This is a genomic window from Beggiatoa leptomitoformis (assembly GCF_001305575.3).
GTDB lineage: Bacteria > Pseudomonadota > Gammaproteobacteria > Beggiatoales > Beggiatoaceae > Beggiatoa > Beggiatoa leptomitoformis.
Genome location: NZ_CP012373.2, coordinates 2600221 through 2626714, shown reverse-complemented (window position 1 = coordinate 2626714; position 26494 = coordinate 2600221). Strand labels below are relative to the sequence as shown.

The following is a 26494-nucleotide window of genomic DNA, read 5'->3' as shown; positions in this document are numbered from 1 at the left end:
CCCTCTTTAGCTAAGAAATCGCTGTAGAGAGTCTTTACAAAACGGTTTATGCGGCTAAACAACCTTTTACTTTCTCAGCAATTGCTTTGAAAGCGTCTTTATTAAAGACGGCTAATTCTGCCAACATTTTACGATCAACCTCAATCCCCGCCTTGTGTAAGCCATTGATGAAACGGCTATAGGACAATCCTAACTCACGGGCAGCCGCGTTGATACGCGCAATCCACAATGCACGGAACTGACGTTTACGTTGCCGACGGTCACGGTACGCATATTGCCCAGCTTTGGTAACAGCTTGTTTCGCAACGCGATAAACATTTTTACGAAAACCACGATAACCTTTAGCGGCGTTTAAAACCTTTTTGTGTCTTGCACGGGCAGTAACACCACGTTTAACTCTTGCCATGTTGTTCTACTCCTTATGCGAAAGGTAATAAACGATTTAACATTGGTACATCTGACTCGTGTACCAGTGTAGGATGACGTAATTGACGCTTACGTTTAGTAGTTTTTTTCGTCAGGATATGACGACGATGACTTTGACCATGTTTAAAGCCACCTGAAGCAGTGCGTTTAAACCGTTTAGACGCGCCACTGTGAGATTTTAGTTTAGGCATACTCTACTACTCCGCATTCATGAGGAAGTTTGTTGTGCTTTTTTGGGAGCGACAATCATCACCATCTGCTTACCTTCCATTTTCGCGTGTTGTTCAACAATTCCTAGTTCTGTTAGGTCTTGTTCTACACGTTTTAGCAGTTTCATTCCCAATTCCTGATGGGAAAGTTCACGCCCACGAAACCGCAGGGTGACTTTGGCTTTGTCGCCATCTTCTAGGAAACGTATCAGGTTGCGTAGTTTTACCTGATAATCCCCTTCGTCAGTGCCGGGACGGAATTTTATTTCCTTAATCTGCACCTGTTTTTGTTTTTTCTTCGCAGTATGACGTTTCTTATTTTGTTCAAATAAGAACTTGCCATAATCCATAACGCGACAAACGGGTGGTTTAGCATTGGGAACAATTTCCACCAAATCCAATTCCGCGTCAGTTGCGAGTTGTTGCGCGTCCCGAATCGAAACGATTCCGACTTGATTACCTTCTGCGTCAATTAAACGTACTTTTGGAGCAGTAATCTGCTCGTTTAAGCGCGTTTGTTTATCCTTTTCCGTTGCGATGAAACAACCCTCCGAAGTCATTAAACACTTTATTCGTTCTTAAAACGGCTCAGTAAATGAGACGTAAAGACTCTATAGCATAGCGTAAATTTAATAAATACGCGAGTGACATGCACAAAATTAACATTGCATTGTCACTCGCCTACTGCTTATAAGTGTTCACTATTACCGATATTGTGCAACCTCTGCCGCGAGCAGTTGTGTAAAACTGGCTAACGACATCGCGCCTTTATCTTCACCTTTCAGGGTCCGCATAGCAACTTGTTGATTTTCCATTTCCCGATTGCCAACAACTAAGAGGTAAGGAACGCGATGTAGCGTATTTTCACGGATTTTGAGGTTAATCTTTTCGTTACGGGTATCGCTAATTGCGCGGAAACCTTGTTGATTTAACTGTTCTGTTATTTGGAGAACATATTCTGCTTGCTGGTCTGTAATACTCATGACAGCAACTTGTGTGGGGGCGAGCCATAAGGGGAAAATACCCGCATGTTCTTCAATCAGAATACCGATAAAGCGTTCAAATGAACCGAGAATTGCACGATGTAGCATCACAGGAACTTGACGACTACCATCCGCAGCAACGTATTCAGCACTTAAGCGACCGGGCATGGAGAAATCTACTTGAATCGTGCCACATTGCCAAACGCGTCCAATACAGTCTTTAAGTGAAAACTCAATTTTAGGACCATAAAACGCGCCTTCCCCCGGTTGTAAATCAAAGGCTAAGCCTTTATTTTGCAGGGCAATGGCTAAGGCATTTTCAGCTTTATCCCAATCGGCATCACTACCCACCCGTTGTGCAGGACGGGTAGAGAGTTTGATGATAATGTCGTTAAAACCAAAATCAGCATAAACTTTATAAACTAAATCAATGAAGTTTGATACTTCGCTCTGAATTTGTTCATCGGTACAGAAAATGTGTGCATCATCTTGTACAAAGTTACGTATCCGCATCAAACCATGTAATGTTCCAGAGGGTTCATTACGGTGGCAAGAGCCAAATTCGGCAAGACGTAGGGGTAAATCGCGGTAACTTTTTAAGCCTTGATTAAAAATCTGAATATGACACGGGCAGTTCATAGGCTTGATGGCATAATCCCGATTTTCGGAATGGGTGGTAAACATGCCTTCCCGAAATTTTTCCCAGTGTCCAGAACGTTCCCATAAAGAACGGTCGACAATTTGGGGGGTATGGACTTCTTGATAACCGTTTTTTCGCAACACCCGACGAATATATTGTTGCACTTCTAAATATAAGGTCCAGCCTTTATCGTGCCAAAAAATCATACCGGGGGCTTCTTCTTGGATATGGAATAAACCCAGTTGTTTCCCTAGTTTACGATGGTCGCGCTTTTCGGCTTCTTCTAAACGGTGTAAATAGTCATCTAAGTCTTTCTTCTTCGCCCATGCCGTCCCATAAACCCGTTGGAGCATTTCATTATTCGAATCGCCACGCCAATAAGCTCCTGCTAATTTCATGAGTTTAAAGGCTTTTAGTTTACCTGTGCTTGGCACATGTGGACCACGACATAAATCAATGAAATCCCCTTGACGATACAAAGAGATAGGTTCATTAGAGGGGATAGACGCAATGATTTCTGCTTTATATGCCTCACCCATGTCACGGAAAAACTGTACCGCTTCGTCACGGGGCATTAATGAGCGGATGAGCGGGTAATCTTTTTCTACAATTTCTTCCATTTTTGCCTGAATTTTATCTAAATCTTCAGGCGTGAAACGTTTTTCTCTTGCAAAATCATAATAAAAGCCATCATCAATCACAGGACCAATGGTAACTTGTGTTTCTGGATATAATTGTTTTACCGCTTGCGCCATAAGATGTGAACAAGAATGGCGAATAATTTCTAACCCTTCTGGGTCACGCTCGGTAATAATCGCAACGTCTGCATCGGTCTCGACTGTTGTAGTAGTGTCCACTAAGCGTCCGTTTACTTTGCCAGCAAGCGCAGCTTTCGCAAGTCCTGCACCAATATTGGCGGCTATTTCTGCCACCGTCACAGGGCGGTCAAATTGACGTTGACTACCATCAGGTAAGGTAATGTTGAGCATAGTGTGAGCACATGTGTAGGATAATTGAACAACAGTCAAACGATAATAACAATATTAGTAAGTTGTCATTACGTTATGGGATATTGGAATTAATTATAGCGATAGTATCGGATAAGTAAATTATCTTAAACTATAAATTGTGGGGGATAAAAATTGGTAGGCACGAGTGGGTTCGAACCACCGACCACCACCATGTCAAGGTGATGCTCTACCACTGAGCTACGCGCCTACTGTTTGAAGCCGATATAGTAGTAAACTAATCTGCCTTCGTCAAGAAAATTTTAACAATATTAGAATATTTTTTTGGCTTGATGTAATTGGCTGAAAAGTGTGGGGCGAGTTGCATCGCCCTTGGTTGTTATAGCCAGCTACCAATTAATAAAAAAGCTGCCCAGTAAGCGGGATGTTGTGATGCACCTTGTTTTAAGAGCTTTTGTTGTGCATATTGCAACGCTTTTGCACGGGACATTTTGCCCGATTGTAATTGTTGATAAAAGGTAACCATTAAATCGGCTGTTGCACGGTCATCTACAAACCATAAACTGGCTAACGCACTTCTTGCACCTGCTTTAATAGCAATCCCTGCTAAGCCTAGCGCGGCACGGTCATCACCGACTGCCGTTTGACAGGCACTTAAGGTTAATAATTCAACAGGTTCTTTACGCCATTGGCTTAAACGCATCAGTTGTTCTAGGCGGTCTATGGTTAGTTTTCCGTCAAATGTGAGTAAAAAAGTTTTTTGTGGGTCTGCGTCGAATTGTCCGTGTGAGGCGATATGTATGACAGAATAAGGTGTGTTTTTGAGTTTATCGCTTAATGAGCCTAATAAAAATGCGTCATCTTCTAATACTTGGTCTGTGCTTAATACCTGTTTTAATTTGTTAATTTCTTCAGGTACATTAGGCAAGGGGGAAAAATCTTGCACGCTCTTAGACAAGCCATTGAGCAATACATTAGGTTTTTGCCAATTGATTTGTTTTGGGTCAGTTAAATTAATCCCCGGTGTGGTTGCGAGTGCATAGCGTTCGATTAAAAACTGTTTACCATCAAATAATGGTGCTAGTGGAATAGTGCGTAAAATACCGTCAGGAACGACAACAATGGTATCAATATTCGCTGCCTGTAAATTGGCTTCTATTGGACGAATTAGCCAATCATAAAGCTGTTGAGCTTGCACAAAAAAACGCCGATTGGTACGTGTAACAAGATTTGTCCGAAAGTTATTTACTTCTTCTCCTAAACGGGCTTCAGTCACATCAACCGTGGTTTGTTTCAAGCTATTTGGCAGTGTGACTAATAAAACTAAACGTTCTGGTAAAACAATGGGATATAAAATAGCTGTTCTGCTGGTTAGGGGTTTACTTTCGGTAATATTAGTTTTCGCGTTGGTTACACAATCGTCTTGAAAATAATCTTGTAATTCCGCTGCTTTTAATAACTCAACGGTATCTCTGGCATGGGTTAAATAGGCAGTGTGTGGTTTTTCATCTGTCGTGGTATCGGCTTTTTGTAAGAGTAAATCGGCTAATTCAAAATACATTAAGCGCACACTTTGGCGTGAGGCTTCGCTATGTGTACGATAACCACTATTTAATGCGGCACGAATAGGTTGTACGGTTTCAATGGCTTGTTGATAAATAGCGATGGCTTCTTCAGTGCGCCCTTGCCTTTTTAATAAACGCGCTTTCTGCCATTGCCAGTAATAGAGTAAATCGGGCGCGCTCTGCTTTTGTGCGAGAAAAATTGCTTGATTAAATAATTGTTCTGCCTCTGAATAACGCGCTTCTTGTACGTAAAGCTCGCCCATATAGCCTTGTGCGTATGCAGAAATACGGTTATTGCTCAATTTATTAGCAAGCGTAAGGGCTTCTGTATAACGTTGATAAGCAAGCAGACGTTCATTGCTAGATTGCGCTAGTTGTCCTAAGGTAATTAAATTAAATGCTTTATCATAATTATCAGGCAGTGATGCATTAATTTTTAAGGCTTTTTCAAATAACACTTGTGCATCATTAAAGTTTTTCTGCTCAATGTACAACTGAATTTGATTATTTAAAACATTTGCTAATAATAAATTATCGCCACTTCGCTCTGCTAGTAATGCACTTTCCTGATAAATTTCTAACGCATGTAAATAATCTTGTTGTAGTGCAAAGACATTACCCAAATTGTTTAATAATTCTGCCAATAATGCAGGGTTATTTAAAGGGCGGGCAAGATTAACGCTTTCAGTTACTAATTCACTGGCTTGAGAAATTTCACGATTAGCGAGATATAACATTCCTAATTGATTTAATACTAAGGCATAACGTTCAGCGTCATTACTTTGTTTGGCTAAATCCAACACTTTATGCAAAGTATCATTTGCCGTTTGGTATAACCCTAAAGCTTGATAGGCATAATTCAATTGTAATGCTGTATCAATGGCCGCTAATGTTTGTTTTTCTTGTAATAACGCAGATAATGCTAATTCCCACTGTTGTACTGCCTCTTCAAACTGTCCTGCTTGAAAAGCCGTTTGCCCATTTTCTTGCCAATCTTCAGCAAGTGCATAACTATTTGTCCAAAATCCAAAGCTTAAAAGTAAAATATATAGAAAACGGCACATAATAAATCCTTTGTGAATGCAAGCAGTTAATTATTTTCCGCGTAAATACACATCGTCATTAAAACTACCTATCCATTGTGGGCGAAAAGTAACCAATAATGTAACAACAGCACCATTAAGAAAGGCTTCAGGAAACAACATAACAATAATAAATAAGGGTTGTTCACCTAAGTCTGTCATCGTGTAAGTTTGGCTGAGTAATAAAATACCTAACCCTGATAATCGACTGAATAACATGGCTAATGCCCCACCTGCAAAAGCACAAACATAAATATAGACAAAAAAATGCTTGGGAAATAAATAATAGGTTATCCAGTAAATGAGATAAGTCGCTAACGCAGGAATTACGCCATTGCATAAAACATTTAGCGAAAAACTCCCCCATTCAGCTTGTCCCATCAGGGTAACACCTAACTGAGCAATACTGGCGCAGATAACTGCAAATTGCCAACCAAACATTAAAGTAACCGTTGTGACCAGCAAAAAATGAAATTCCATTCCCGGTGTAATGCCTGCACGCATTAGCCATAAAAGCCATAAAATTAAACAACTCGCAAATAAAACATGGGTATCCTTGTTGTCCCATAAATGCCACCAAGCTGCCTGCCAACAGGCTCGAATCAAGATGACAAAATACACAATATGCCCCAGCCATAACCACTCTAAAGGCATTAATTCTACAGAAAAATTCATAAATGCAGTCCTTAAAATAATAACTTTGCAAAAATAGCACGGATGCGACTACTTCAAGCGGTTTTATCCATTTTCTTACACAAAATTAAAACGTGTCTGAATTAGGATTTTCAAGATTGTTGGTGTCCGAAAACGCTGGCTCAGACACACATCACTAAAATAACAGCCTCTTGGTAAAGGGGGCGAACAATATTCCCTGATAGCCGTGTTATCTCCCTTTTATCTTAACGCCCATTCATTTTTGCAAAAAAACGGTTAATAATAAAATTTACTATAAATATATATAGTTACTATCAAATGCTAACGCAAAAATCATACAGGGGTTAAAATGCGCGCTTACAAGATGTCGTATCACCCTCAAAGGAGATTAACTCATGCACTTTCCCTTACGCCCTCGTCGTTCCATGTTATATATGCCGGGTGCTAATGCGCGCGCATTGGAAAAAGCCCGTATGTTACCCGCAGATAGCTTAATTTTAGACATGGAGGATGCTGTAGCCCCTGATGCTAAAGCACAAGCCCGTGAACAGATTGTTACAGCGGTGAACGAAGGCGGTTATGGTAAACGAGAAATCATTGTTAGAGTAAATGGCTTAGATACGGCATGGGGCAAAGATGATTTATATGCAATTGCTAAATTACCCATAGATGGCATTTTATTACCCAAAATTGATAATCTACAACAGATTAATGATTCTATTGACCAATTGAACGCAGCAGGTGCATCAGAACAACTCCCTATTTGGATAATGGCAGAAACGGCAGCCTGTATGTTGAATATTGCCAGTATTGCCACGCACCCACGGTTAGCAGGCATTGTCATGGGAACATCTGATTTAGCTAAAGAAATACGGGCAAAACATACGGCTGACCGTATTGGCATGTTAGTGCCACTAAGTTTATGTGTGTTAGCCGCCCGAGCGAATGGCTTAGAAATTTTAGACGGGGTTTATCTAAATTTAGATGATGAAGCAGGATTTTGTGTTGCTTGTGAACAAGGACGTAATATGGGATTTGATGGTAAGACATTGATTCATCCCAAACAAGTTGATATTGCTAATCAAATTTTCTCCCCCAGTGGCGCAGAAATTAATCATGCTCAAGAAGTGATACACGCATGGGAAGAAGCCCGTCAAGCAAGCAAAGGCGTGGTGGTGGTTAATGGCAAGTTGGTTGAAAATCTACACTATGAAGAATCACAAAGAATTCTCGCTTTAGCTGGGGCAATCAAAGAACGGCATGGTCAAACCATATAATCGTTGATATTGCTAAAAAATAGCTTATAAAACAACCAGTAATTAAGCACGAATTCATTCGCAAGGTCGTTGTGATGAAACACATCACGGCATTAATTAAACACCGTCATCAACCTGTTATTTTGTTAGTTTTTATAAAGTACGTAGAAAAAATCATAAAATCTCTGATGAATTAAGCGATAATATAACGAGTTTTGAGAATAACAATTTAAAAAATTCAGCCTGTTTTCTCTACGAGAACTCTAAAAATGAGCATTAAAGATTGGGATGAGGAAAACCGTCCGCGTGAAAAACTGTTACAAAAAGGGGCACAAGCCCTAACAGATGCGGAACTGCTTGCCATTTTTTTGCGCACAGGTGTTAAAGGAAAAAGTGCTTTAGACTTAGCCCAAGCCCTGCTTAAAGAGTTTGGTGATTTGCGCAGTTTATTAGGCGCGAAAATTGGGCGTTTTTGCCAAGCAAATGGATTAGGAACAGTCAAATACGTACAATTACAAGCCTGTTTAGAACTAAGTAAGCGTTATCTTAGCCAGTGCTTGCAAAGAGGAGATGTTATGTCTGATCCAGAAATAACCCGCAATTACTTATTAACTGCAATTGGTGGCAATCCTCAAGAAGTATTTGCTTGTTTATTTTTAGACAGTAAAAACCGAGTGATTAGATTTGATGAAATGTTTTTTGGAACGGTTGACAGTGCAAATATTTATCCGCGTGAAGTCATGAGAAAAGCCTTAGAACATAATGCAGCAGCGGTTATTTTTGCCCATAATCACCCATCAGGGGTAGCTGAACCAAGTCACGCAGATATAACAATTACACACCGCTTGAAAGAAGTTTTGGAGTTTATTGATGTTAGAGTATTAGATCATATCGTGATTGGCGATGGTTATAGTGTATCTCTAGCAGAACGAGGATTAATGTAATGTCTGGATTCAGTGTCGTATATGTACGCTTGAATAATGGAGAACAAGATTTAGCATGGCTACAAAAAGAATATGGGGGAGAAATACCAACCGACCTCGATTATAAATACGCCCGTGCAACAAAAGGTAAAGAGGCAAATGTTGTTCCCACCAATTTAAAAAGGCTTTCCAACGAACTCAAAACCAATGCGCAATATTTTGGTTTAGAACCAGATAAAGAACAGCTATTTTATGAACATTGGAAAGAAGGGAATCTGGTTCGTGCCCTGACCTATAACGTTACGGTTGGCTGGGAGAAAGTAGAAGGCACACCTGAACTGTGGGAAGCCGATTTTTTCTCTGAACCGCTAAAACAAGGTGCGCAACCACCTGATTTTTCAGCAGAGGATTTTTACTACCAGTTAAAAGTGTATTTTGGATTCCCATAACTAACAATGAAGAAGGTTCAAAAACAATTTGAATCTTCTTTATTGATAGCAACCACTTTTTTAAGTTATCTTTTAGAATCAACCCTTCCCAATGAAACGTCCTACTTCCGCCACCCGCACAACCCGCCAGCCTTCTCCCCCGATAACCACCCGTCCTAAAAAAGCAAAACCGACAGAACCAGAGATTCATAATGCATGGTTAGCTAATCATTTATATGTACTTTTTTCCAGTTTAGGACAACTTGCCCGCACACCGTTAGCAAGCTTAATGACCGCTGCCGTCTTAGGCATCGCATTAGCCCTCCCGACTGGCTTATATTTGCTACTCGAAAATGCACGACATATTAGTCAAGAATGGGGTGGTACAGCACAGATTTCCCTATTTTTAAAACCCGAAATTGACGACACCCGCGCCCAAGCCCTTGCAGAAGAAATTTATCAACGCGAAGGTGTACAAAATTTACGCTTTATCAGTCGTGCAGAAGCCCTTAATGAATACCGCGAGTTATCAGGCTTTGCGGATGCTATTAACGCCTTAGATTCAAATCCATTACCCGCAGTGATTGTGGTGCAAACGACACCACAAATAAACGCAAATACCGAACTATCAGCCAATGATGATAATTTACTGAATAGCTTACGGGCATTACCTGAAGTTGATATAGCGCAATATGACATGCAATGGCTAGCACGCCTATTTGCAATGATGGCAATAGTTCAACGTAGCGTCTGGGTTTTAGGCAGCTTGTTGGCGTTGACCGTTTTATTAGTTATTGGCAACACCATTCGTTTATCAATTGAAAACCGACGTGATGAAATTGAAATTAATAAACTATTTGGTGCAACGGATGCTTTTATTCGTCGTCCCTTTTTATATGGTGGATTTTGGTATGGACTAGCAGGTGGGATTATCGCATGGTTATTGATTACAATAGCATTTGCTTTTTTACAAGCCCCTGTAAAATCACTGGTTAGCTTATATCACAGCGAATTTCAACTGATTACATTAGACCTATTCACAACCTTCAAATTGTGGTTAGTCAGTATTTTTTTGGGTTTAATGGGTGCATGGCTAGCTGTTGGACGACATTTACGGGAGATACAACCGCATTGAAATATCAATGGCGGCACTTTACACCATTACTTTTTCTTAACGTTATTCTTGGATAATAGGCAAAAAAAAAGACCAAATTTCAATGAAACTTGGTCTTTTTTGGTATTCTGTTGGTGGGTCGTCCGCGATTCGAACGCGGGACCAACGGATTAAAAGTCCGCTGCTCTACCGACTGAGCTAACGACCCTAAGAAGCTAGCTATTATAGGACGTTTTTAGAAAATAGCAAGTCTAAAATAAATTATTTCTAACAAATAGATTCTAAAGAACCGCTTAAAATGGACTCGACTGAATCGGCTATCATTCGGATTTTTTGAAAAAATAATACTTAGCACTTTATAAAAAAAACGACTGTATTTTTATATTAATTTTTAAAAAATTGATAAATATCAATGCGAATAATGGCTAAAAAATCATTACCATGCAAATAAGCAAAGTCTAATATTAAAGTCAAGGATATTTCAGATAAAAAAAACTTATGTGAAACATTGTTATAAGCCTATTTCTTTTCTGGAAATTTATCCGTACAATAAAACCCACTTATCGTATTGATAAGCGTTGTTCACAATTACAATCAATAATAAGCATCTCAAAGGAGAATTTTATGAAGTTGACCAAAATTGCCGCTTTAACTGCTGGTGTTGTGTTCAGTTTCGGTGTGAGCACTGTTTTTGCTGCTGACGTTGCAACATCTGATGAAGTGGTTGCCAAAGTCAAAGAAGCTGCTGCTGAATTAGCCAAAGATGCAACCGCAGGTTTAGCCGAGTTAAACAAGAAAGACGGCAAGTTTGTATGGAAAGACACCTATGTCTTTGCTTACGATTGTAAAGGCGACAAGATGGTTGCTCATCCAATGGCCCCTGCATTAGTCGGTCAACCCGTTTTAGCAATGAAAGATAAAGCGAAAGAAAACGCCAAAGAACTGTTCAAAGAACTGTGTGCTGCTGGCGAAGGTGCTAAAGGTGGTTGGGTTGAATATCAATGGACCAAACCGGGTGTAGAAGGCGTTTTCAAGAAGTTCTCTTATGCTCACGCGATTGAAGGCTCTACCATTCAAGTCGGCGCGGGTATTTATGATGACGCGGCAACCGTTGATGGTTTAAATGGCAAACTCTAATTTTTAAACCAAATTAGCTTTTGCAAATAAATAGGCTAGCTGTTTTAAACAGTTAGCCTATTTTTTATTCGACTATTCTTTATTCAATGATAAAAATTTAGGTATAGCTAACGCAACTTAAAAAGCAGCTTAATGTAGGGTGGAATAGCGTAGCGTATTCCACCATAAAACGCCAAAAATAGCTGAGTTTATGCAGAAAGCTTGCACTGTTGTGGAATACGGCTTGCGCCTATTCCACCCTACAATAATCATTTTAAAGTGCGTTAGCTATAGTGCTAAACAAATTAAGCGTTAATGAGAACGCTTGCAAAAATAGTATAAAGACTACTGCTTTCAGTGGTGTTACTCATGGTTTAATGTTTGTCTGAATCAAGAAAATGACTCATCCTTACGATTTGTAGCACGACCTAAAAACTTATCATCGCGCTAAATCTGCGCCCATTGTCTTGGTAAACTCACAACCCCTTGTTCTAAACCTTGTTGACGCACATTTAATGTCGCAACCGCGCTGGCGTGGTCATAGACGTGAATTGCATTTTCACAAAGTAAAAACACATCTATCCAGTATTCCCCTTTTAACAATGCCAATTTGGGGAAAGTAACCCGCACAGTTGCATTGCCTTTGGCATCGCGTTGAATTTGTAATCCATCATGTTGTGTGCCTGCACTGGTGATAAAGCGTCCGTCTGCATTAATCACTAAAACCCCCACGGTGGGCGATGCTAGGCTAATATCTGAAGTAAATTTGACAGTGACACATAACTCACTGTGTAAGCTGAATATATCCAATTTTTTCTCAGTCACACCATCTGCCATAACGCTTACTTCTTTGATTTTGGCAGTTCCTTCAACAAAAGTGCTAGTTGTCGCGTTTTCTACTGGTGTGGTTGCTGTATTTAGTTGGGCATTAACATTTTGCGATAAGGATTCTGTGTAAGCACTGACTACACTGCTTGGAACACCATCCATTTTTATTTGTCCTTGTTCTAACCATATCACGCGGTCGCAAATTGCCTCAATTTGATACATGGAGTGAGAACAAAATAAAATCGTTTTACCTGCTTGTTTAAATTGCATAATCCGATTAAACGATTTGCGCGCAAATCCACCATCTCCCACAGATAAGGCTTCATCAACAATTAAAATATCGGGTTCGGTACAGGTTGCAACGGCAAAAGCAAGACGAACAAACATCCCTGATGAATACGTTTTAACAGGGTGATCCATAAATTCTTGAATACCTGCAAACTCGACAATAGCATGATATAGCTTGTCAATTTCAGGAATGGTTAATCCCATCATCGTACCGTTAAGATAGACATTTTCTCGACCTGTCATGTCAGGGTGAAACCCACCACCTAGCTCTAACAGGGCAGAAACTCGCCCAAGCACATGGCTTGTGCCTTTGTCAGGGCTTAGCGTGCCTGCAATAATTTTTAATAAGGTACTTTTTCCTGCGCCATTATTTCCTATAACGCCGATGACTTGACCATGCTCTATCGTCAAATTTAATGGGTGTAATGCAACAAATTCTTCATGATGTCGTCGTTTGGTTAGAATTTCTAGTAATCTATCAACGCCATGTGCATAATAACTATATGTTTTATTAACATTTTCTAATCGGATAACTTGCATGTTTTCGCGTCAATTAAGGGAGAGAAAAGAAGGCGGGTTGTCATTATACGCTTTCCGTTTTAGATTTCGCGCTAGGATGGAAAAGTTGGGCAATCAGTTTATTATTTCTGTGTTAAATTCGGATAAACAAATTTTAGTTGTGTTAAACAATGTAATCACTGCCTCAATCAAGGTTTTTAATATTAACAGGTACGAAAATTTATCTTAATCTTTTGAATACGTGCTAAGTAATAACCATTTTTCTTTTTTAAACAGATGACATAAAACCATGACAACTATAAAGAATGATTTAACGAGTGTAGAAATATTTGCGATTGTCTTAACTATTTTTACTGCTCGTTTATGGCTTATTGCTTGGCTAGGTAGTCCTATGCCTTTTTGGGATGAATGGGACAATCAAGCGGGTCTTGTTCAGGCTTTCGCACATAATGACTTAACCATAAAATCTTTTTTTGCGCCAAATAATGAACATTATGTGTTATGGGCGCATGTCTTAACCCTTGCAATTGTGCAACTCACAGGGGTGTGGAATACCTTATTAGAAATGATAATAAGTGCTTGTATTGCGAGTATGACAGCGGTTGCATTATTCCGTTTAGTACAGCCTTTTTTAACACCTGTATGGCAATTATTTATTTTTTGTAGTTTAGCCGTGTTATGGAGTCTGCCTTTAGGCTGGATGAATACTGTATGGGGGTTTCAGTCTGCATGGTTTGTTTTATTTTTACTGAGTATTTTTACAGTTAATGGTTTATTAGTGCATCAACCTTTTACATGGCAATGGTGGTTTGGGGCGGTGTGTGGTTTTTTAGCTTTTTTTAGCGTCTCATCAGGTTTTTTTATGTTATTAGTCATTGTATTGTTAAAAATATATCTTGCCATTGTAGATAAAACACAACGTCGTTCACATTTATTAACCCTCTTAATCAGTGTTGTTTTTATCTTACCTTCGCTCATCTTTATCTTACAAATTCCACAAACTGAATTAATGTGGGGAAAAGTAAATACGCTAGAAGAATTTATGCTTGCATTAGGCAAAGCCCTTGCTTTTCCTTGGGTAGGCAGACCATTGTTTAGCCTGATTTTTTACTTTCCTTTTTGCATTTTTATGGTTCGTATTTTTTGGCAACGGCGTGTACCAACTACCTTAGAACAAATCATTCTTGTGTTAGGTGGATGGGGCATATTACAAGCGATTGCGCTAGCGTATGGGCGGGGCAATGCAGTTCCTTATCCTTCTGCAAGACAAATGGATATTTTCTTATTTGGGGTATTGGCAAATATATTAGCATTTTATAGCCTTAGCCGTGTTGAGGAACTGCCCACCCGTTTTATTTTCTGGGTAAAAAGTTATTTTGCGGTATGGTTATTTTTATTCGTGTCGGGATTGGGTTTATTGATGTTGATAAATTTTCCCGTGATGGAAAGAAAGGCGGGTTATAAAATTACGTATGAACAAGTTGTAAAAAACTATGTGTTGACAAATAACCTACAAGTTTTTCAACGGGTTCATTCGCAGTTTGATATTCCACACAATGACCCCGCATTATTGATGCACTACTTGGATGACCCCGTTTTTCGTCAGGTATTGCCCCTATTTTCGCCTGCTACTTTATCAATGGGATTGACAAAAGAATTATTAAATAACAGTTTTATGTTGTTTTGCAGTAGTTTATTGCTGTTTTTTGGGGTAATAACTGGGTGGGGAAGACGTTTAGTGTCACTTGATAAATGAGGTTAGACCTTGATTTTTCACCTCAATGAATCTGGTGCAAATACACACTCAACTGGAGAATATATTAAAAAATGAAGGGTATTTATGACACTCTTAACTTCATTGCTAACATTGATTTAGAAGAACTACTTTTTATTCAAGAACTTTCATCTGTAAAAATAATACTTTCATATCAATGTATTCCAGAAAGTCGGATTGTGTTTTCACTTGATGATGTGCTTCATGTATCGATTTCAAGAGACCCAGAACACAAAGGGTTTGTATTCTTTCTCTGCGAGGTAAGCTTAGCAAAATTAGATACTGGAAGAAATATTTTTTCTAAATTAAATCATGGATATTTGAACTATAAAGGTGAAACATATACATATTCTGAGTTAAAAAATTTGTTTCATTTTCATGCAGAAGGGGAAATAGGGATTGATATTATCTGTCAAACAGTAACTGATTTGCGTGAATTTACTTAACTGTACGACAAACAAACATAAAGTGAGTTAGGTGAATGTTTTCGCACTATAACGCACTTTATTCTGGCAAAAATGTTGTAGGCAACCTCGTCCTCCTGCTCAATAAAACCATTCAAGTGTATGAAAGCTATATTTCATACACACTACAAAAAACAATTTTACCAACATGACTATCAAAATTCTCTTTATTTGCAGTCAAAATAAGTGGCGTAGCCCCACGGCGGAGCAAATTTTCTCGGAAAATAGTGCCGTAGAATGTTTGTCTGCGGGGTTAAATCATGATGCGGAAAATCCACTGACACCTGAATTAGTGAGTTGGGCAGAAATTATTTTTGTGATGGAACGCAAGCATAAAGAAAAACTTTCGACAAACTATCAAGCGCAGTTATTAAATACCCGCATTATTTGTTTAAATATTAAAGATAATTATAAATTTATGCAGCCTGAGTTAATAAAATTGCTCAAGTCGAAAGTCACTCCATTTTTGCCACCAATTTAAGTGCATAACCGTTAATCTTTACGCGTCCAATAAAAAAAGCCTCATCAATAATTTGATGGGGCTTTATCATTCTAATAGAACTACTTTTTCCACACAGGTTGACGTTTTTGTATAAACGCATCAATCCCTTCTTTTGCATCATCATCCATGATATTGCACACCATCACCTCTGCTGCATAGCGGTAAGCATCAATCAGTGGCATTTCTAATTGTTTATAAAATAGCTGCTTACCCATACGGATGGCGGTTGTGGATTTTGCCGCAATGGATTCTGCGAGGACTTGTACGCTGCTAACTAATTGTTCAGCAGGCACAACACGATTGATTAAACCATATTGTAAAGCCGTTGATGCGTCGATAAAGTCACCTGTGAGGAGTAATTCCATCGCTTGTTTACGGGGAAGGTTGCGACTGAGTGGCACTGCGGGGGTGCTACAAAATAATCCTACATTAATGCCTGATGTCGCAAATTTGGCTGTGTCCACGCTGACGGCTAAATCGCACGCGGCAACCAGTTGGCAACCTGCGGCTGTTGCAATTCCTTGCACTTGCGCAATAACGGGTTGAGGCAGTTGGTTAATGGTCTGCATCACTTTGCCACATTGTTGGAATAGGGTGTGACAAAAGGCTTCGTCGTGTTGGCTACGAATTTCTTTTAAATCATGTCCTGCACAAAAGGCTTTGCCTTCGGCGGCAATAATCACGACGTTGATGTGTTCCTCTTTGGCAATAAGGTCTAATTCTGTTTGTAACGCATGAAGCATTGCTTGGGAAAGGGCATTGTATTGTTTGGGACGATTTAACGTTAAGGTGGTGATACCTTGTGCATCTTGGCGGTGTAAATAAGGTTGTTGTTCGAGGTCTAAAACGGCACTCATGTGTTATGTTCTCCTTTGGATTAATAATTTCTGCCTGTCTTTAATGTTCAAAAGGACTGCTAGTCTTTTAAAGATTAGCAGTCCTTATTACTTAATGAAAAGGCAATGGATTAAACGACTTTTGCTTTATCGCGTAAAACAAATTTTTGAATTTTTCCTGTAGAAGTTTTAGGCAGTTGTCCAAAAACAATGTGTCTAGGCACTTTGTAATGTGCCATTTGAGTACGGCAAAACTCAATAATTTCGTTGGCAGTAACGGGGGCTGCATCTTCACGGAGTGTGATAAATGCGCAAGGTGTTTCCCCCCATTTTGCGTCAGGACGCGCGACGACAGCCGCTTCTAAAATTGCGGGATGACGATATAAAACATCTTCTACTTCAATCGTGGAAATATTTTCACCGCCAGAAATAATAATGTCTTTAGAACGGTCTTTGATTTCAATATAGCCATCAGGGTGCATCACGCCTAAATCGCCACTGTGAAACCAACCGCCACTGAAGGATTCATCCGTTGCTTTGGGATTTTTGAGATAGCCCATCATAACGTTATTTCCCCGCATGAAGATTTCTCCCAAGGTCTTCCCATCGGCGGGTACTGGCTCTAATGTCGTTGGGTCAGCAACCATTAGTCCTTCTAAGACGTGGGAACGGACACCTTGACGAGCGTTAAGGCGGGCGCGGTCTTCAATTGGTAAGGCATCCCATTCATTGTGCCATTCGCAAACAACGGAAGGGCCATAAGTCTCTGTTAAGCCATAAACATGGGTGATTTTAAAACCGTTTTTCTCCATCCCTTCTAATACGGCAGCAGGTGGAGCAGCGGCGGCAATCATCCCTTTAACGATATGATGCTTTTTCTCCCGCACGGCACGCGGTGCGTTGAGGAGCATGTTATGAACAATGGGCGCACCACAATAGTGAGTAACTTGTTCATTAGCAACTAATTCATAAATTAAATCGGCTTCAATACGACGTAAACAAACATTTGTTCCTGCAACTGCCGCCATTGTCCAAGGGAAACACCAGCCATTGCAATGGAACATGGGCAATGTCCATAGGTAAACTGCATGTTTTGGCAGTTCCCATGAAATGATGTTGCTCATCGCATTGAGGTAAGCTCCGCGATGATGATAAACCACACCTTTAGGATTCCCTGTTGTGCCAGAAGTGTAGTTGAGGCTGATGGCTTGCCATTCATCTTCAGGTGGTTGCCAGACAAACTCGGGGTCACCTTCAGCTAAAAAGGCTTCATAATCTTTTTCACCCAGTAAAGAACCGCTTTTTGCTTGTTCATCATTAATATCAATAATGATGGGTGGTTTTTCTAAGAAGTGTAATGCACGGCTGATAATGGGGGAAAATTCTTTATCTGTGATGAGAATTTTTGCTTCACCATGTTGTAACATGAAAGCAATCATTTCGGGGTCTAAACGAGTGTTAAGGGTATTTAACACCGCGCCTATCATCGGCACGCCAAAGCTGGCTTCGAAAATAGCAGGCACATTAGGTGCCATAACGGCGACAGTATCACCCTTTTTAATTCCGCGTCTTTGTAAGGCAGAGGCAAGGCGACGACAACGTGTGTATGTTTCTGCCCATGTGTAACGTGCATCACCATGTATAACAGCGACATGGGTCGGATGGACATAGGCAGCACGTTCTATAAAGGTCAGTGGCGATAAGGGAACATAATTGGCATCGTTTTTATCTAGCCCCAAACTATACGGATTCGTGGACATTTTCACCTCCTAAGTGATGTGTAAAAGCATTATTATAAGTTTTTCTTATGAAAAGAAATAATCTTTTTTAAGAAAAAATGAATAAATTCTAGTTATGCGTCAATGAATACCCTGTTTGAATTTAATCGCTTGAAAATAAAAAATCTATTTTAATATTTGCGCATTATAAAAAATTAATACTCACATTTAATTTAAAATTAAAACTAATTTTAATTTCTTTACCGATTTTTATTCTGAACCTCTTGTCATGAGTCGTTACACCGTTTTTTAATGGCACAAACTGTGTAATTGTATTGTCGCAAATTTATGACAGCGACTTGATAAGTGTTACTATATTTTTTCATACAATGGCTATTTTTTAACAAGTGATAAATTTAACTTATTAAGTATATTTAATTTTTTATTTAATGCAAAAAAATATATTTAATGGCGTATTTTTTGCCTTAGTAACTGCTATTTGTCACATCTGTTGTATTTTAATCATAACTAAAAGCAGATGTTGTATTTAAGCCGACTTTTGTTATACATTTCATTTGGCTTGCATGGAGTGATGTTTAACAGTTGTGCTGTCCGTTAGTAGAAACATCCAAAGGATAGTAAAAACAATACTAAATTATTACAATTAATTGCTGAGGAGATAATAATGATGAAAAATAATAAATTAACAACAACGACATTACGTGTTTTAACGGCTTCCTGTTTATTAGCATTGGCAAATGTGAGCCATGCTGAAATCGCCTTGGGTGGTAATAACGGCTGGGAATTCAGTTCTGATGGTAGTATCAATGGCTTTTTAGTCAATGAAAGCTCTGATTCAGTACCTGATAATACGGTTGGCGGTAATATTTCTGGCGAAGACTCTACCCGTGTACGGACAGGGTTATTACCGGCTGTTTTAGGATTTAATATCCGTTCTCCTATGATTGATGGCATTCGTGGTAATGCGCGTATCGGATTGTATCCACAAATCCAAAATGCAGGCACTAAAAACCAGTTTGGTTCACAAATTGACTTGCGTGAAGCCTTTTTTAAAGTAGAAGGTAACTTTGGGGAAGTGTTGGTTGGTCGTGCTTTAAACCTGTTTCAAGGGAAAAATTTACTCACTGACATGACATTATTTGGTGTTGGTGTGCAAGGGGGGGTTAATGGTGGCGGTACAACCTTGGGGCGGATTGGCTATGGTTATATCTATGCCAACTTTAACGCACAAATGCGTTACACCACACCAAATATGAATGGTTTACAATTCTCTGGTTCTATCGTTGACCCTAGCCAAATTAAAGGGGATGTTGCCGCTACCGAAACAGACATGCCTGCTTTTGAAGGCGAGTTATCTTACGCATCCACCATTGGCACCAACAAAATACAAGGCTGGGTGAATGGTTTATGGCAAGAAGCCAGCTTTGCGACAGGTGGCGATGTGAGTGCAAGAGGTCTTGCATTAGGTGGACAATTGGTCATGGATAACGGACTAGAATTTTTAGTCTCTGGTTATACAGGACAAGCACTGGGTTCAACCTTAATGTTAGACACTGATTCGTTAGACAGTGCAGGGGAAGAACGGGATAACGACGGCTTTATTGCGCAAGCTGCTTACACCATGGGTTCTACAAAATTTGGTTTGAGTTATGGTGAAAGTAATGCCGATGAAACTGATGCGGATAGAGCCTCAGGTAAACGCCATATTTCTAAACAAAGCTCTACAACAGCAGGCGTATATCACGATATGAATAAGTGGTTGAAACTTGTTGGTGAATACACCCGCGCAGAAAATGAATGGTATGGTGATGGCAGTAATCAAAAAGCCGACGTAATCAGTGTCGGTGCTTTCTTCCTTTGGTAAACTGTTAGCAGGGAGCGCAGGCAACCACTATACGCTTTTTATTATGAATCTTAGAAATACATAATAGGCGTATAGATTGCCACTCCCAAATAATAACTTTTTCCCCTACCAAAGAACCTCATGCCATGCAAGTCTTCAAACGCTCGATTACCACTATAGCCTTATTCTCCCTGCTTTTTTCCACCATAACTGCGACGGCATTCACCTTATTTAATCAAGATGATACTTATCTTTGGCGATTTAAAGATGAACAATATGTCCGTCTTGAAACCAATGAAGGCGCGAGTGCTAATCAACATCCTGTCAACTTTACCACTGAGCAACTACGGCAGATTCTCGCGTCCTTAAAAGTAGAACGCGACAACGTCACGATTCCCATTTTTGAAGAAAAAGAATTAGCTATTCTCAATCCCGCGATAACAACGGGTTTAAGTCGCGCCAACCCAATGCAAGATGTGACGTTTGCTGTTATTGGAATGCACACGGGTTTAATTACCAATGAAAATCGGGTAACGACAGGACGCGTGTTTTATCAAGAGGGTCAATTACACCTTATTTTTGGATTACTCCACGGTGAAATTGATTATACCCAAGACCGTCGCCTATACCCCTTTCTAGCAGGCAGTCGTCAACATGCACCAACACATGCTTGGCGAATTGTCCCACAAACAGGGTTAAACATTGCGGCTAATGCCTCGCACACGGTAGCCATTGATGTTAATGGTTTTATAAAAAACATTCAGCAACAAGCCTTAAACCGTGCAATGCCTGAAAAATTAGCAACAGAAACCCAAAAAGTCAGTGTAGAAACAGCCCGTTTAACCGAAGAAGTTTCCCAACTGAAAGAAGAAGTACAAACCCTAAAACAACAACCGAGCGGAAAAAAACCAGTCTCCGTTGAACCAGAAGCACATCAACTAAAACAAGCCGTTTCGCAACTACAACAAGAAGTCAAAACCCTCAAACAAACACCTGTTACACCCGTAACAACTTCAAGCAATCTCTCCGCAACCCAAATTGAAACCCGTTTGCAAACCTTAAAAACCCTACGTGAAAAAAATTTAATTACCGAAGCGGAATATCAACAAAAACGCAAACAGATTTTAGATGCTTTATAAGCTATCTCCAACCTAATAATTTTCCTAAAAACTAGCCGATTTTTACAAAAACTCGGCTAGCTCCCCTCATCAAGTGTAAATGTCTGAGAATGACTGATACACAATGATTTCTGATCCGAAATAACCATGATTATGGCATACTATATGATTTAAGTTATTTTGCCATGAGGTAATACAATGGATTTCTTAATTCAAAACGCTTGGGCTGAAGGTGCGGCAACTCCTGCAGGGAGTGGTTTTGCAAGCCTAATTCCGTTAGTTATTTTATTTGTGGTGTTTTACTTCTTATTAATTCGTCCACAAACAAAACGTGTTAAAGAACATAAAACAATGGTAGATTCTTTAGCAAAAGGCGATGAAATCGTGACACAAGGCGGCTTATTAGGCAAAGTCACCAATTTGGGAGATAACTTCATCGCCGTCGAAATTGCCCCTAATCTTGAAGTCAAGATACAACGTCAATCCGTTGCGGCGGTCATGCCTAAAGGCACGATTAAAACCTTATAACTTTCCCATAACTCACTGATTAAAGAATCTGCATGAACCAATACCCACTTTGGAAATATATCCTAATTGGCGTAGTTATTTTTATTGGGAGTTTGTTCGCTTTACCGAATTTATTCGGCGAAGACCCTGCCATTCAAATTTCCCCACCTTACGCCCGTAACGTTACCTTAGACGATACTATCAAACAAAATGCTGAGACCGCCTTAAAAGGCGCAAACCTCAGTTATTTTGGTGTCGAGTTGACACCTGAACGGCTGTTAATTCGTTTTGCGAACACTGACACCCAATTAAAAGCCTACTCCGTCTTAACTGACACCATGAAAGGCTATATTGTCGCCCAAAATCTTGCACCTGCAACCCCTGCTTGGTTATCTGCATTAGGCGCAAAACCTATGTATTTAGGCTTAGATTTACGCGGTGGTGTGCATTTTTTAATGCAAGTGGATATGAAAGCGGCTATTCAGCAAGATGAAGAAATTGCTACCAATGATATGCGGACACTCTTTCGTGGTGAAAAACTGCGCTATCAAAGCCTTAGTCGGATTGCAACGGGTGGTATTGAAGTTGTTTTTCCTGATACCGATACCCGCGATAAAGCACGCCAGCTCATTCAAAAAGACTTTACCGATTTAATTATTACAGAAAAAGATACTGTGGATAGTTTTGGCTTACGCATGAATTTCAACGAAAAAGCCATCAAAACCCGTCAAGGTTCTGCTGTTGAGCAAAATATCACCACATTACGTAATCGGATTAATGAATTAGGCGTTGCAGAACCCGTTATTCAACAACAAGGAACAGAACGCATTGTTGTGCAACTACCGGGAGTACAAGATACGGCGCGCGCTAAAGAAATCTTAGGGGCAACCGCAACATTAGAATTCCGTTTAGTTGAGGGAACACCCAGTGAATGGGCAGAAGCGCAACGCTCGAATAAAATCCCACTCAATGCCCGTTTATACGACCGTCGTGATGGTTCACCTATTCTTTTAAAACGTAATGTGATTGTTACAGGTGACCAAATCAGTGGCGCGGCAGCAACTATTGACCAACGCAGTGGTAGCCCTGCAGCCAGCGTTAAACTCAACAGCAAGGGTGCAGATCGGATGTTTGAAACCACTCGTGAAAACGTGGGCAAACCCATGGCGGTGGTATTTATTGAATATAAAACGGAATCTACTAAAGGAGCGGATGGGCAAGAGATTAAAACCCGCCGTAAAGTAGAAGAAGTGATTAACGTTGCAACGATTCAAGAAGCCTTTGGGAAAAGTTTTCAAATTACAGGCTTAGGTTCTGGCGAAGCACATAATCTTGCTTTACTTCTCCGTGCAGGTGCATTAAAAGCCCCTATGGAAATTGTTGAAGAACGCACCGTAGGGCCTAGTTTAGGACAAGAAAATATTACACAAGGCTTTTTATCCATTACGATTGCCTTTATTGGTGTGTTGATATTTATGGCTGTGCGTTATCACATCTTTGGTATTGTCGCTAATGTTGCGTTGTTAATGAACGTGGTGTTACTGATTGCATTACTTTCGATGATTCAAGCAACGTTAACCTTACCGGGATTGGCGGGTATTGTGTTGACATTAGGGATGGCTGTTGATGCAAACGTCTTAATTTACGAAAGAATTCGTGAAGAACTGCACAATGGAAACTCACCACAAGCCAGTATTCATGCAGGTTTTGATAAAGCCTTTGCGACAATTGCCGACTCGAACATCACGACATTAATTGCAGGCATCGTACTCTTTAGTTTTGGAACAGGTCCGATTAAAGGATTTGCCGTTGTGCTGTGTTTAGGCATTCTGACTTCCATGTTTACAGCCATCATGATAAGTCGCGCAGTGATTAACTATTTCTATGGCGGCAAAAAATTGACCACATTGCCTGTGTAAACACGCAAAGGACTGACTTAAAATGCGTTTGATAAATAGATTTGATTATAACTATGACTTTTTGAGTGAGAAAAAACGCCGCATTGCGTTGGCTGTCTCTATCGTTATTATTGTTGGGTCATTGCTAACCATTGCTATTCGTGGGCTTAACTTGGGATTGGATTTTACAGGTGGAACACTGATAGAAGTTGGCTATCAAGAATCCATGGAATTATCCACGGCACGGGATAACCTGCATAATAATGGTTTTCCTGATGCGGTCGTCCAGTATTTTGGTACAACACGCGATGTTTTAATTCGTTTAGGTGTTCATTCAGACTTAGATAATAAAAATCTCAGTGAAACCGTTTTGAATTTACTGAAAAAAGACAATGCTAGCGTTGAAATTCGCCGCGTGGAGTTTGTCGGACCACAAGTAGGGGGGGAACTGATAGAAGCGGGGTTACTCTCTATTTTAATTACAATGTTGTGCATGTTGGTCTATGTTGCTTTACGCTTTGAATGGCGATTTGCTGTTGGTGCGGTGTTGTCGTTGTTACATGACCCTGTTTTGATTTTTGGTATTTTTGCACTATTCCAATTAGAGTTTGATTTAACGGTATTAGCCGCTGTCCTCGCTGTTGTGGGTTATTCTATTAACGATACTATCGTGGTTTTTGACCGTATTCGGGATAATTTTATTAAACTGCGTAAAGTTTCTTCCGAAGAAGTAATGAATATCTCTGTTAATCAAACTTTAAGCCGCACAATCATGACATCTACAACCACCTTAATTGTGGTCGTGATTTTATTCTTCTTTGGCGGTAGCTTGATTCACAACTTCGCGTTGGCATTAATTATTGGCATTATGATTGGAACTTACTCCTCTATTTATATTGCTAGCGCGATTACCTTGCTATTAGGGATTAGTAAAGCCGATTTAATGCCCGTGAAAAAAGAAGGTGAAGAACTGGATAAACTGCCTTAGTTTTTGGTCATAGAAATAAGCGTTTATAATATTTATCTCCATTTTACGCCCTATTAGACCTGCTAGATTTTTAAAATCTAGCAGGTTTTTATCAAACCAGAACAGGCTGTGTTAGCGGTACATCCGATGCGTCAACTCCGCAATTTATAGCCGATGTGTAGTAACCAAATACAAAACCCGCTCACGCTGATAAAAAATAAGCTAACGATAATTAAGCTAATACTAACAGACGCATCAGCAACCCCAAAAAACCCATAGCGAAAACCATCAATCATGTAAAAAAATGGGTTGTAATGGGAAATGGTTTGCCATAACGAAGGTAAGTCATTAACGGAATAAAAGACTCCACTAAGAAAAGACAGTGGTAAAATCACGAAGTTTTGAAATGCAGAAACATGGTCCCATTTTTCTGCCCATAATGCCGCAATTAATCCTAAAGCCCCTAATACACCGCTTCCCAAAATCGCAAAACTCAGTAATGTCGCTAAGTTATGAACAGGTAACACGACAAACCACAAAGCGGCAATCCATACGCCAATGCCAACAAATAGCCCCCGAACTATCGCCGCGCCAACAAACGCTAAATAAATTTCCCAAGCTGACAAGGGCGCAAGCAACATAAAAACAACGTTACCATTCATTTTTGCTTGAAATAGACTGGATGAACTATTAGAAAACGCATTTTGAATCAATGACATCATCATTAATCCCGGCACGAGAAAAGCGGTATAGCTTAAGCCATGTACTTGTACATGCGATTCTAAAACTGAAGAAAAAACCAATAAATAGAGTAGATTCGTTACAACAGGCGTTAGAATAGTTTGCATGGTGACTTTGAGAAATCGCCAGACTTCTTTGGCAAACAGGGTATAAAGTCCGCGCCAATTCATACTAGATGTCTCCCCGTCAAGCCCAAAAAAACATCTTCTAAACTGGGTTCTGTGGTTTTTAGGTCGGCAAAATGAATACCTGCTAAACGAATCGTATCTAATACATCGCTGACACGGTCATGTTCGCGATGTAATTGTATAACCAGTTCTGTTCCCTCTAGGGATAAAACCTTGTCATGTAAGGTCTGTGGCAAATTATTAATAGAAATAAGTGGCGTTGTAAGCGTGAGTGCTATTTGTTTGTAAGGATGGCGTGATAGTAAAACTTGCGTATCATCTAGGGCTATCAATTGTCCTTGATTCAGAATGGCGATGCGTTCACACAAGGCTTCTGCTTCTTCTAAATAATGCGTGGTTAAAACAATCGTATGTCCTTTTTGATGCAATAGTTTTGTAAACGCCCACAACATTTGACGCAATTCTACGTCAACCCCTGCCGTAGGTTCATCCAATATGACGACGGGCGGTTTATGTACTAGGGCTTGCGCAATGAGTACGCGCCGCTTCATACCCCCTGAAAGATATTGTAAGTTGGTATCTGCTTTATCCGTTAAACTCAAAATATCCAGTAGTTCATCAATCCACGCATAATTCTCTTTGCCATAACCAAAATAGCCCGATTGTAAGCGCAACATTTCTATGATGGAAAAAAAAGGGTCATAGACTAATTCTTGTGGAACAACGCCAATGATTTGGCGCGCTTTACGCCATTCTTGACGTACATCGTGTCCCAAAATGGCAACTGTGCCACTCGTTGCCTGAACCAATCCACCAATGATATTAATCAATGTGGATTTACCCGCCCCATTTGGACCTAATAAACCAAAAAAACTACCTTGTGGAATGTCAAATTCAACATTGTTTAAGGCAGTTATTTGACGATACTTTTTACGCACCTGTGAAATATGCACAGCCGCTGTCATGATAAAACCTCGT

At 39.9% G+C, this 26494-nt stretch carries 24 protein-coding genes and 2 tRNA genes; 13 read left to right on the top strand and 13 right to left on the bottom strand.

Annotation, left to right across the window (positions count from 1 at the left end; all coding sequences use genetic code 11):
- Positions 1-46: 46 nt before the first annotated feature.
- From rplT to AL038_RS10955, 7 genes are all read right to left on the bottom strand, one after another.
- A complete protein-coding gene (gene rplT, locus AL038_RS10985) occupies positions 47-406 on the bottom strand; it encodes a 50S ribosomal protein L20 (protein ID WP_062152765.1) in 360 nt (119 codons plus the stop codon).
- A 13-nt stretch (positions 407-419) separates the two neighbouring features.
- Complete coding sequence (rpmI, locus tag AL038_RS10980) at positions 420-617, bottom strand: 50S ribosomal protein L35 (RefSeq protein ID WP_062152762.1); 198 nt, start codon at positions 615-617, stop codon at positions 420-422.
- Positions 618-634: 17 nt separating this feature from the next.
- On the bottom strand, positions 635-1195 hold the full coding sequence (infC, locus tag AL038_RS10975) for a translation initiation factor IF-3 (protein WP_062152760.1): 561 nt from the start codon (positions 1193-1195) through the stop codon (positions 635-637).
- A gap of 144 nt (positions 1196-1339) precedes the next feature.
- Entirely contained in the window at positions 1340-3247 is a 1908-nt protein-coding gene (thrS, locus tag AL038_RS10970) for a threonine--tRNA ligase (RefSeq protein ID WP_062152758.1), read from the bottom strand.
- Positions 3248-3401: 154 nt separating this feature from the next.
- A tRNA-Val gene (locus tag AL038_RS10965) sits at positions 3402-3476 on the bottom strand.
- A gap of 129 nt (positions 3477-3605) precedes the next feature.
- Positions 3606-5855, bottom strand: a complete 2250-nt coding sequence (locus AL038_RS10960; protein WP_062152756.1) for a CHAT domain-containing protein — start codon at positions 5853-5855, stop codon at positions 3606-3608.
- 30 nt (positions 5856-5885) lie between these two features.
- Positions 5886-6548 carry an energy-coupling factor ABC transporter permease gene (locus tag AL038_RS10955; RefSeq protein WP_062152754.1) on the bottom strand — a complete coding sequence of 221 codons (663 nt, stop codon included), beginning with the start codon at positions 6546-6548 and terminating at the stop codon, positions 5886-5888.
- 374 nt (positions 6549-6922) lie between these two features.
- Here AL038_RS10955 and AL038_RS10950 point away from each other — a divergent pair, with 374 nt between their 5' ends.
- The 4 genes from AL038_RS10950 (at position 6923) to ftsX (ending at position 10269) form a co-directional block, all read left to right on the top strand.
- Positions 6923-7804 carry an HpcH/HpaI aldolase/citrate lyase family protein gene (locus tag AL038_RS10950; protein ID WP_062152752.1) on the top strand — a complete coding sequence of 294 codons (882 nt, stop codon included), beginning with the start codon at positions 6923-6925 and terminating at the stop codon, positions 7802-7804.
- A gap of 248 nt (positions 7805-8052) precedes the next feature.
- Positions 8053-8727 (top strand): RadC family protein, encoded by a 675-nt coding sequence (gene radC, locus AL038_RS10945; RefSeq protein WP_062152750.1) that lies wholly within the window; start codon positions 8053-8055, stop codon positions 8725-8727.
- The gene (locus tag AL038_RS10940) at positions 8727-9155 is read left to right on the top strand and encodes a hypothetical protein (RefSeq protein ID WP_062152748.1); all 429 of its coding nucleotides are present in this window, start codon (positions 8727-8729) and stop codon (positions 9153-9155) included. Before radC ends, AL038_RS10940 begins: the two co-directional genes overlap by 1 nt.
- A 91-nt stretch (positions 9156-9246) precedes the next feature.
- Positions 9247-10269: a permease-like cell division protein FtsX gene (ftsX, locus tag AL038_RS10935; RefSeq protein WP_083991502.1), complete on the top strand. Its 1023-nt coding sequence runs from the start codon at positions 9247-9249 to the stop codon at positions 10267-10269.
- A gap of 111 nt (positions 10270-10380) precedes the next feature.
- Here the strand turns inward: ftsX and AL038_RS10930 are convergent.
- Positions 10381-10456: transfer RNA gene (locus AL038_RS10930), tRNA-Lys, on the bottom strand.
- Positions 10457-10872: 416 nt separating this feature from the next.
- On the opposite strand from AL038_RS10930, the gene AL038_RS10925 reads away from it, so the two are divergent.
- Positions 10873-11385, top strand: a complete 513-nt coding sequence (locus tag AL038_RS10925; RefSeq protein ID WP_062152747.1) for a cache domain-containing protein — start codon at positions 10873-10875, stop codon at positions 11383-11385.
- 426 nt (positions 11386-11811) lie between these two features.
- Here AL038_RS10925 and AL038_RS10920 read toward each other — a convergent pair whose 3' ends face one another.
- Positions 11812-13020, bottom strand: a complete 1209-nt coding sequence (locus AL038_RS10920; RefSeq protein ID WP_062152744.1) for an ABC transporter ATP-binding protein — start codon at positions 13018-13020, stop codon at positions 11812-11814.
- Between the two features lie 268 nt (positions 13021-13288).
- Between AL038_RS10920 and AL038_RS10915 the strand changes: the two genes are divergently transcribed.
- The 3 genes from AL038_RS10915 (at position 13289) to AL038_RS10905 (ending at position 15718) form a co-directional block, all read left to right on the top strand.
- A complete protein-coding gene (locus AL038_RS10915) occupies positions 13289-14755 on the top strand; it encodes a hypothetical protein (protein WP_062152740.1) in 1467 nt (488 codons plus the stop codon).
- 71 nt (positions 14756-14826) lie between these two features.
- Positions 14827-15219 carry a hypothetical protein gene (locus tag AL038_RS10910; RefSeq protein WP_062152738.1) on the top strand — a complete coding sequence of 131 codons (393 nt, stop codon included), beginning with the start codon at positions 14827-14829 and terminating at the stop codon, positions 15217-15219.
- Positions 15220-15385: 166 nt separating this feature from the next.
- A complete protein-coding gene (locus AL038_RS10905; RefSeq protein ID WP_062152736.1) occupies positions 15386-15718 on the top strand; it encodes a low molecular weight protein tyrosine phosphatase family protein in 333 nt (110 codons plus the stop codon).
- Between the two features lie 80 nt (positions 15719-15798).
- On the opposite strand, the gene AL038_RS10900 is transcribed toward AL038_RS10905, so the two are convergent.
- Entirely contained in the window at positions 15799-16596 is a 798-nt protein-coding gene (locus AL038_RS10900) for an enoyl-CoA hydratase (RefSeq protein WP_062152734.1), read from the bottom strand.
- A gap of 110 nt (positions 16597-16706) precedes the next feature.
- On the bottom strand, positions 16707-18335 hold the full coding sequence (locus AL038_RS10895; RefSeq protein WP_062152732.1) for an acyl-CoA synthetase: 1629 nt from the start codon (positions 18333-18335) through the stop codon (positions 16707-16709).
- Between the two features lie 643 nt (positions 18336-18978).
- Here AL038_RS10895 and AL038_RS10890 point away from each other — a divergent pair.
- The 5 genes from AL038_RS10890 (at position 18979) to secF (ending at position 24668) form a co-directional block, all read left to right on the top strand.
- A complete protein-coding gene (locus tag AL038_RS10890) occupies positions 18979-20178 on the top strand; it encodes a porin (protein WP_062152731.1) in 1200 nt (399 codons plus the stop codon).
- 125 nt (positions 20179-20303) lie between these two features.
- Positions 20304-21296, top strand: coding sequence for an SHOCT domain-containing protein (locus AL038_RS10885; protein ID WP_062152729.1), 993 nt, complete (start codon positions 20304-20306; stop codon positions 21294-21296).
- A 177-nt stretch (positions 21297-21473) separates the two neighbouring features.
- Positions 21474-21803 (top strand): preprotein translocase subunit YajC, encoded by a 330-nt coding sequence (gene yajC / locus AL038_RS10880; RefSeq protein WP_062152727.1) that lies wholly within the window; start codon positions 21474-21476, stop codon positions 21801-21803.
- 32 nt (positions 21804-21835) lie between these two features.
- Complete coding sequence (gene secD / locus AL038_RS10875) at positions 21836-23701, top strand: protein translocase subunit SecD (protein ID WP_062152725.1); 1866 nt, start codon at positions 21836-21838, stop codon at positions 23699-23701.
- Between the two features lie 22 nt (positions 23702-23723).
- On the top strand, positions 23724-24668 hold the full coding sequence (secF, locus tag AL038_RS10870) for a protein translocase subunit SecF (protein ID WP_062152723.1): 945 nt from the start codon (positions 23724-23726) through the stop codon (positions 24666-24668).
- Positions 24669-24799: 131 nt separating this feature from the next.
- Here secF and AL038_RS10865 read toward each other — a convergent pair whose 3' ends face one another.
- Together AL038_RS10865 and AL038_RS10860 are read right to left on the bottom strand one after the other, a co-directional pair.
- Entirely contained in the window at positions 24800-25558 is a 759-nt protein-coding gene (locus AL038_RS10865; RefSeq protein ID WP_062152721.1) for an ABC transporter permease, read from the bottom strand.
- Positions 25555-26481 carry an ABC transporter ATP-binding protein gene (locus AL038_RS10860; RefSeq protein WP_062152719.1) on the bottom strand — a complete coding sequence of 309 codons (927 nt, stop codon included), beginning with the start codon at positions 26479-26481 and terminating at the stop codon, positions 25555-25557. The genes AL038_RS10865 and AL038_RS10860 overlap by 4 nt, the downstream gene beginning before the upstream one ends.
- Positions 26482-26494: the final 13 nt, after the last annotated feature.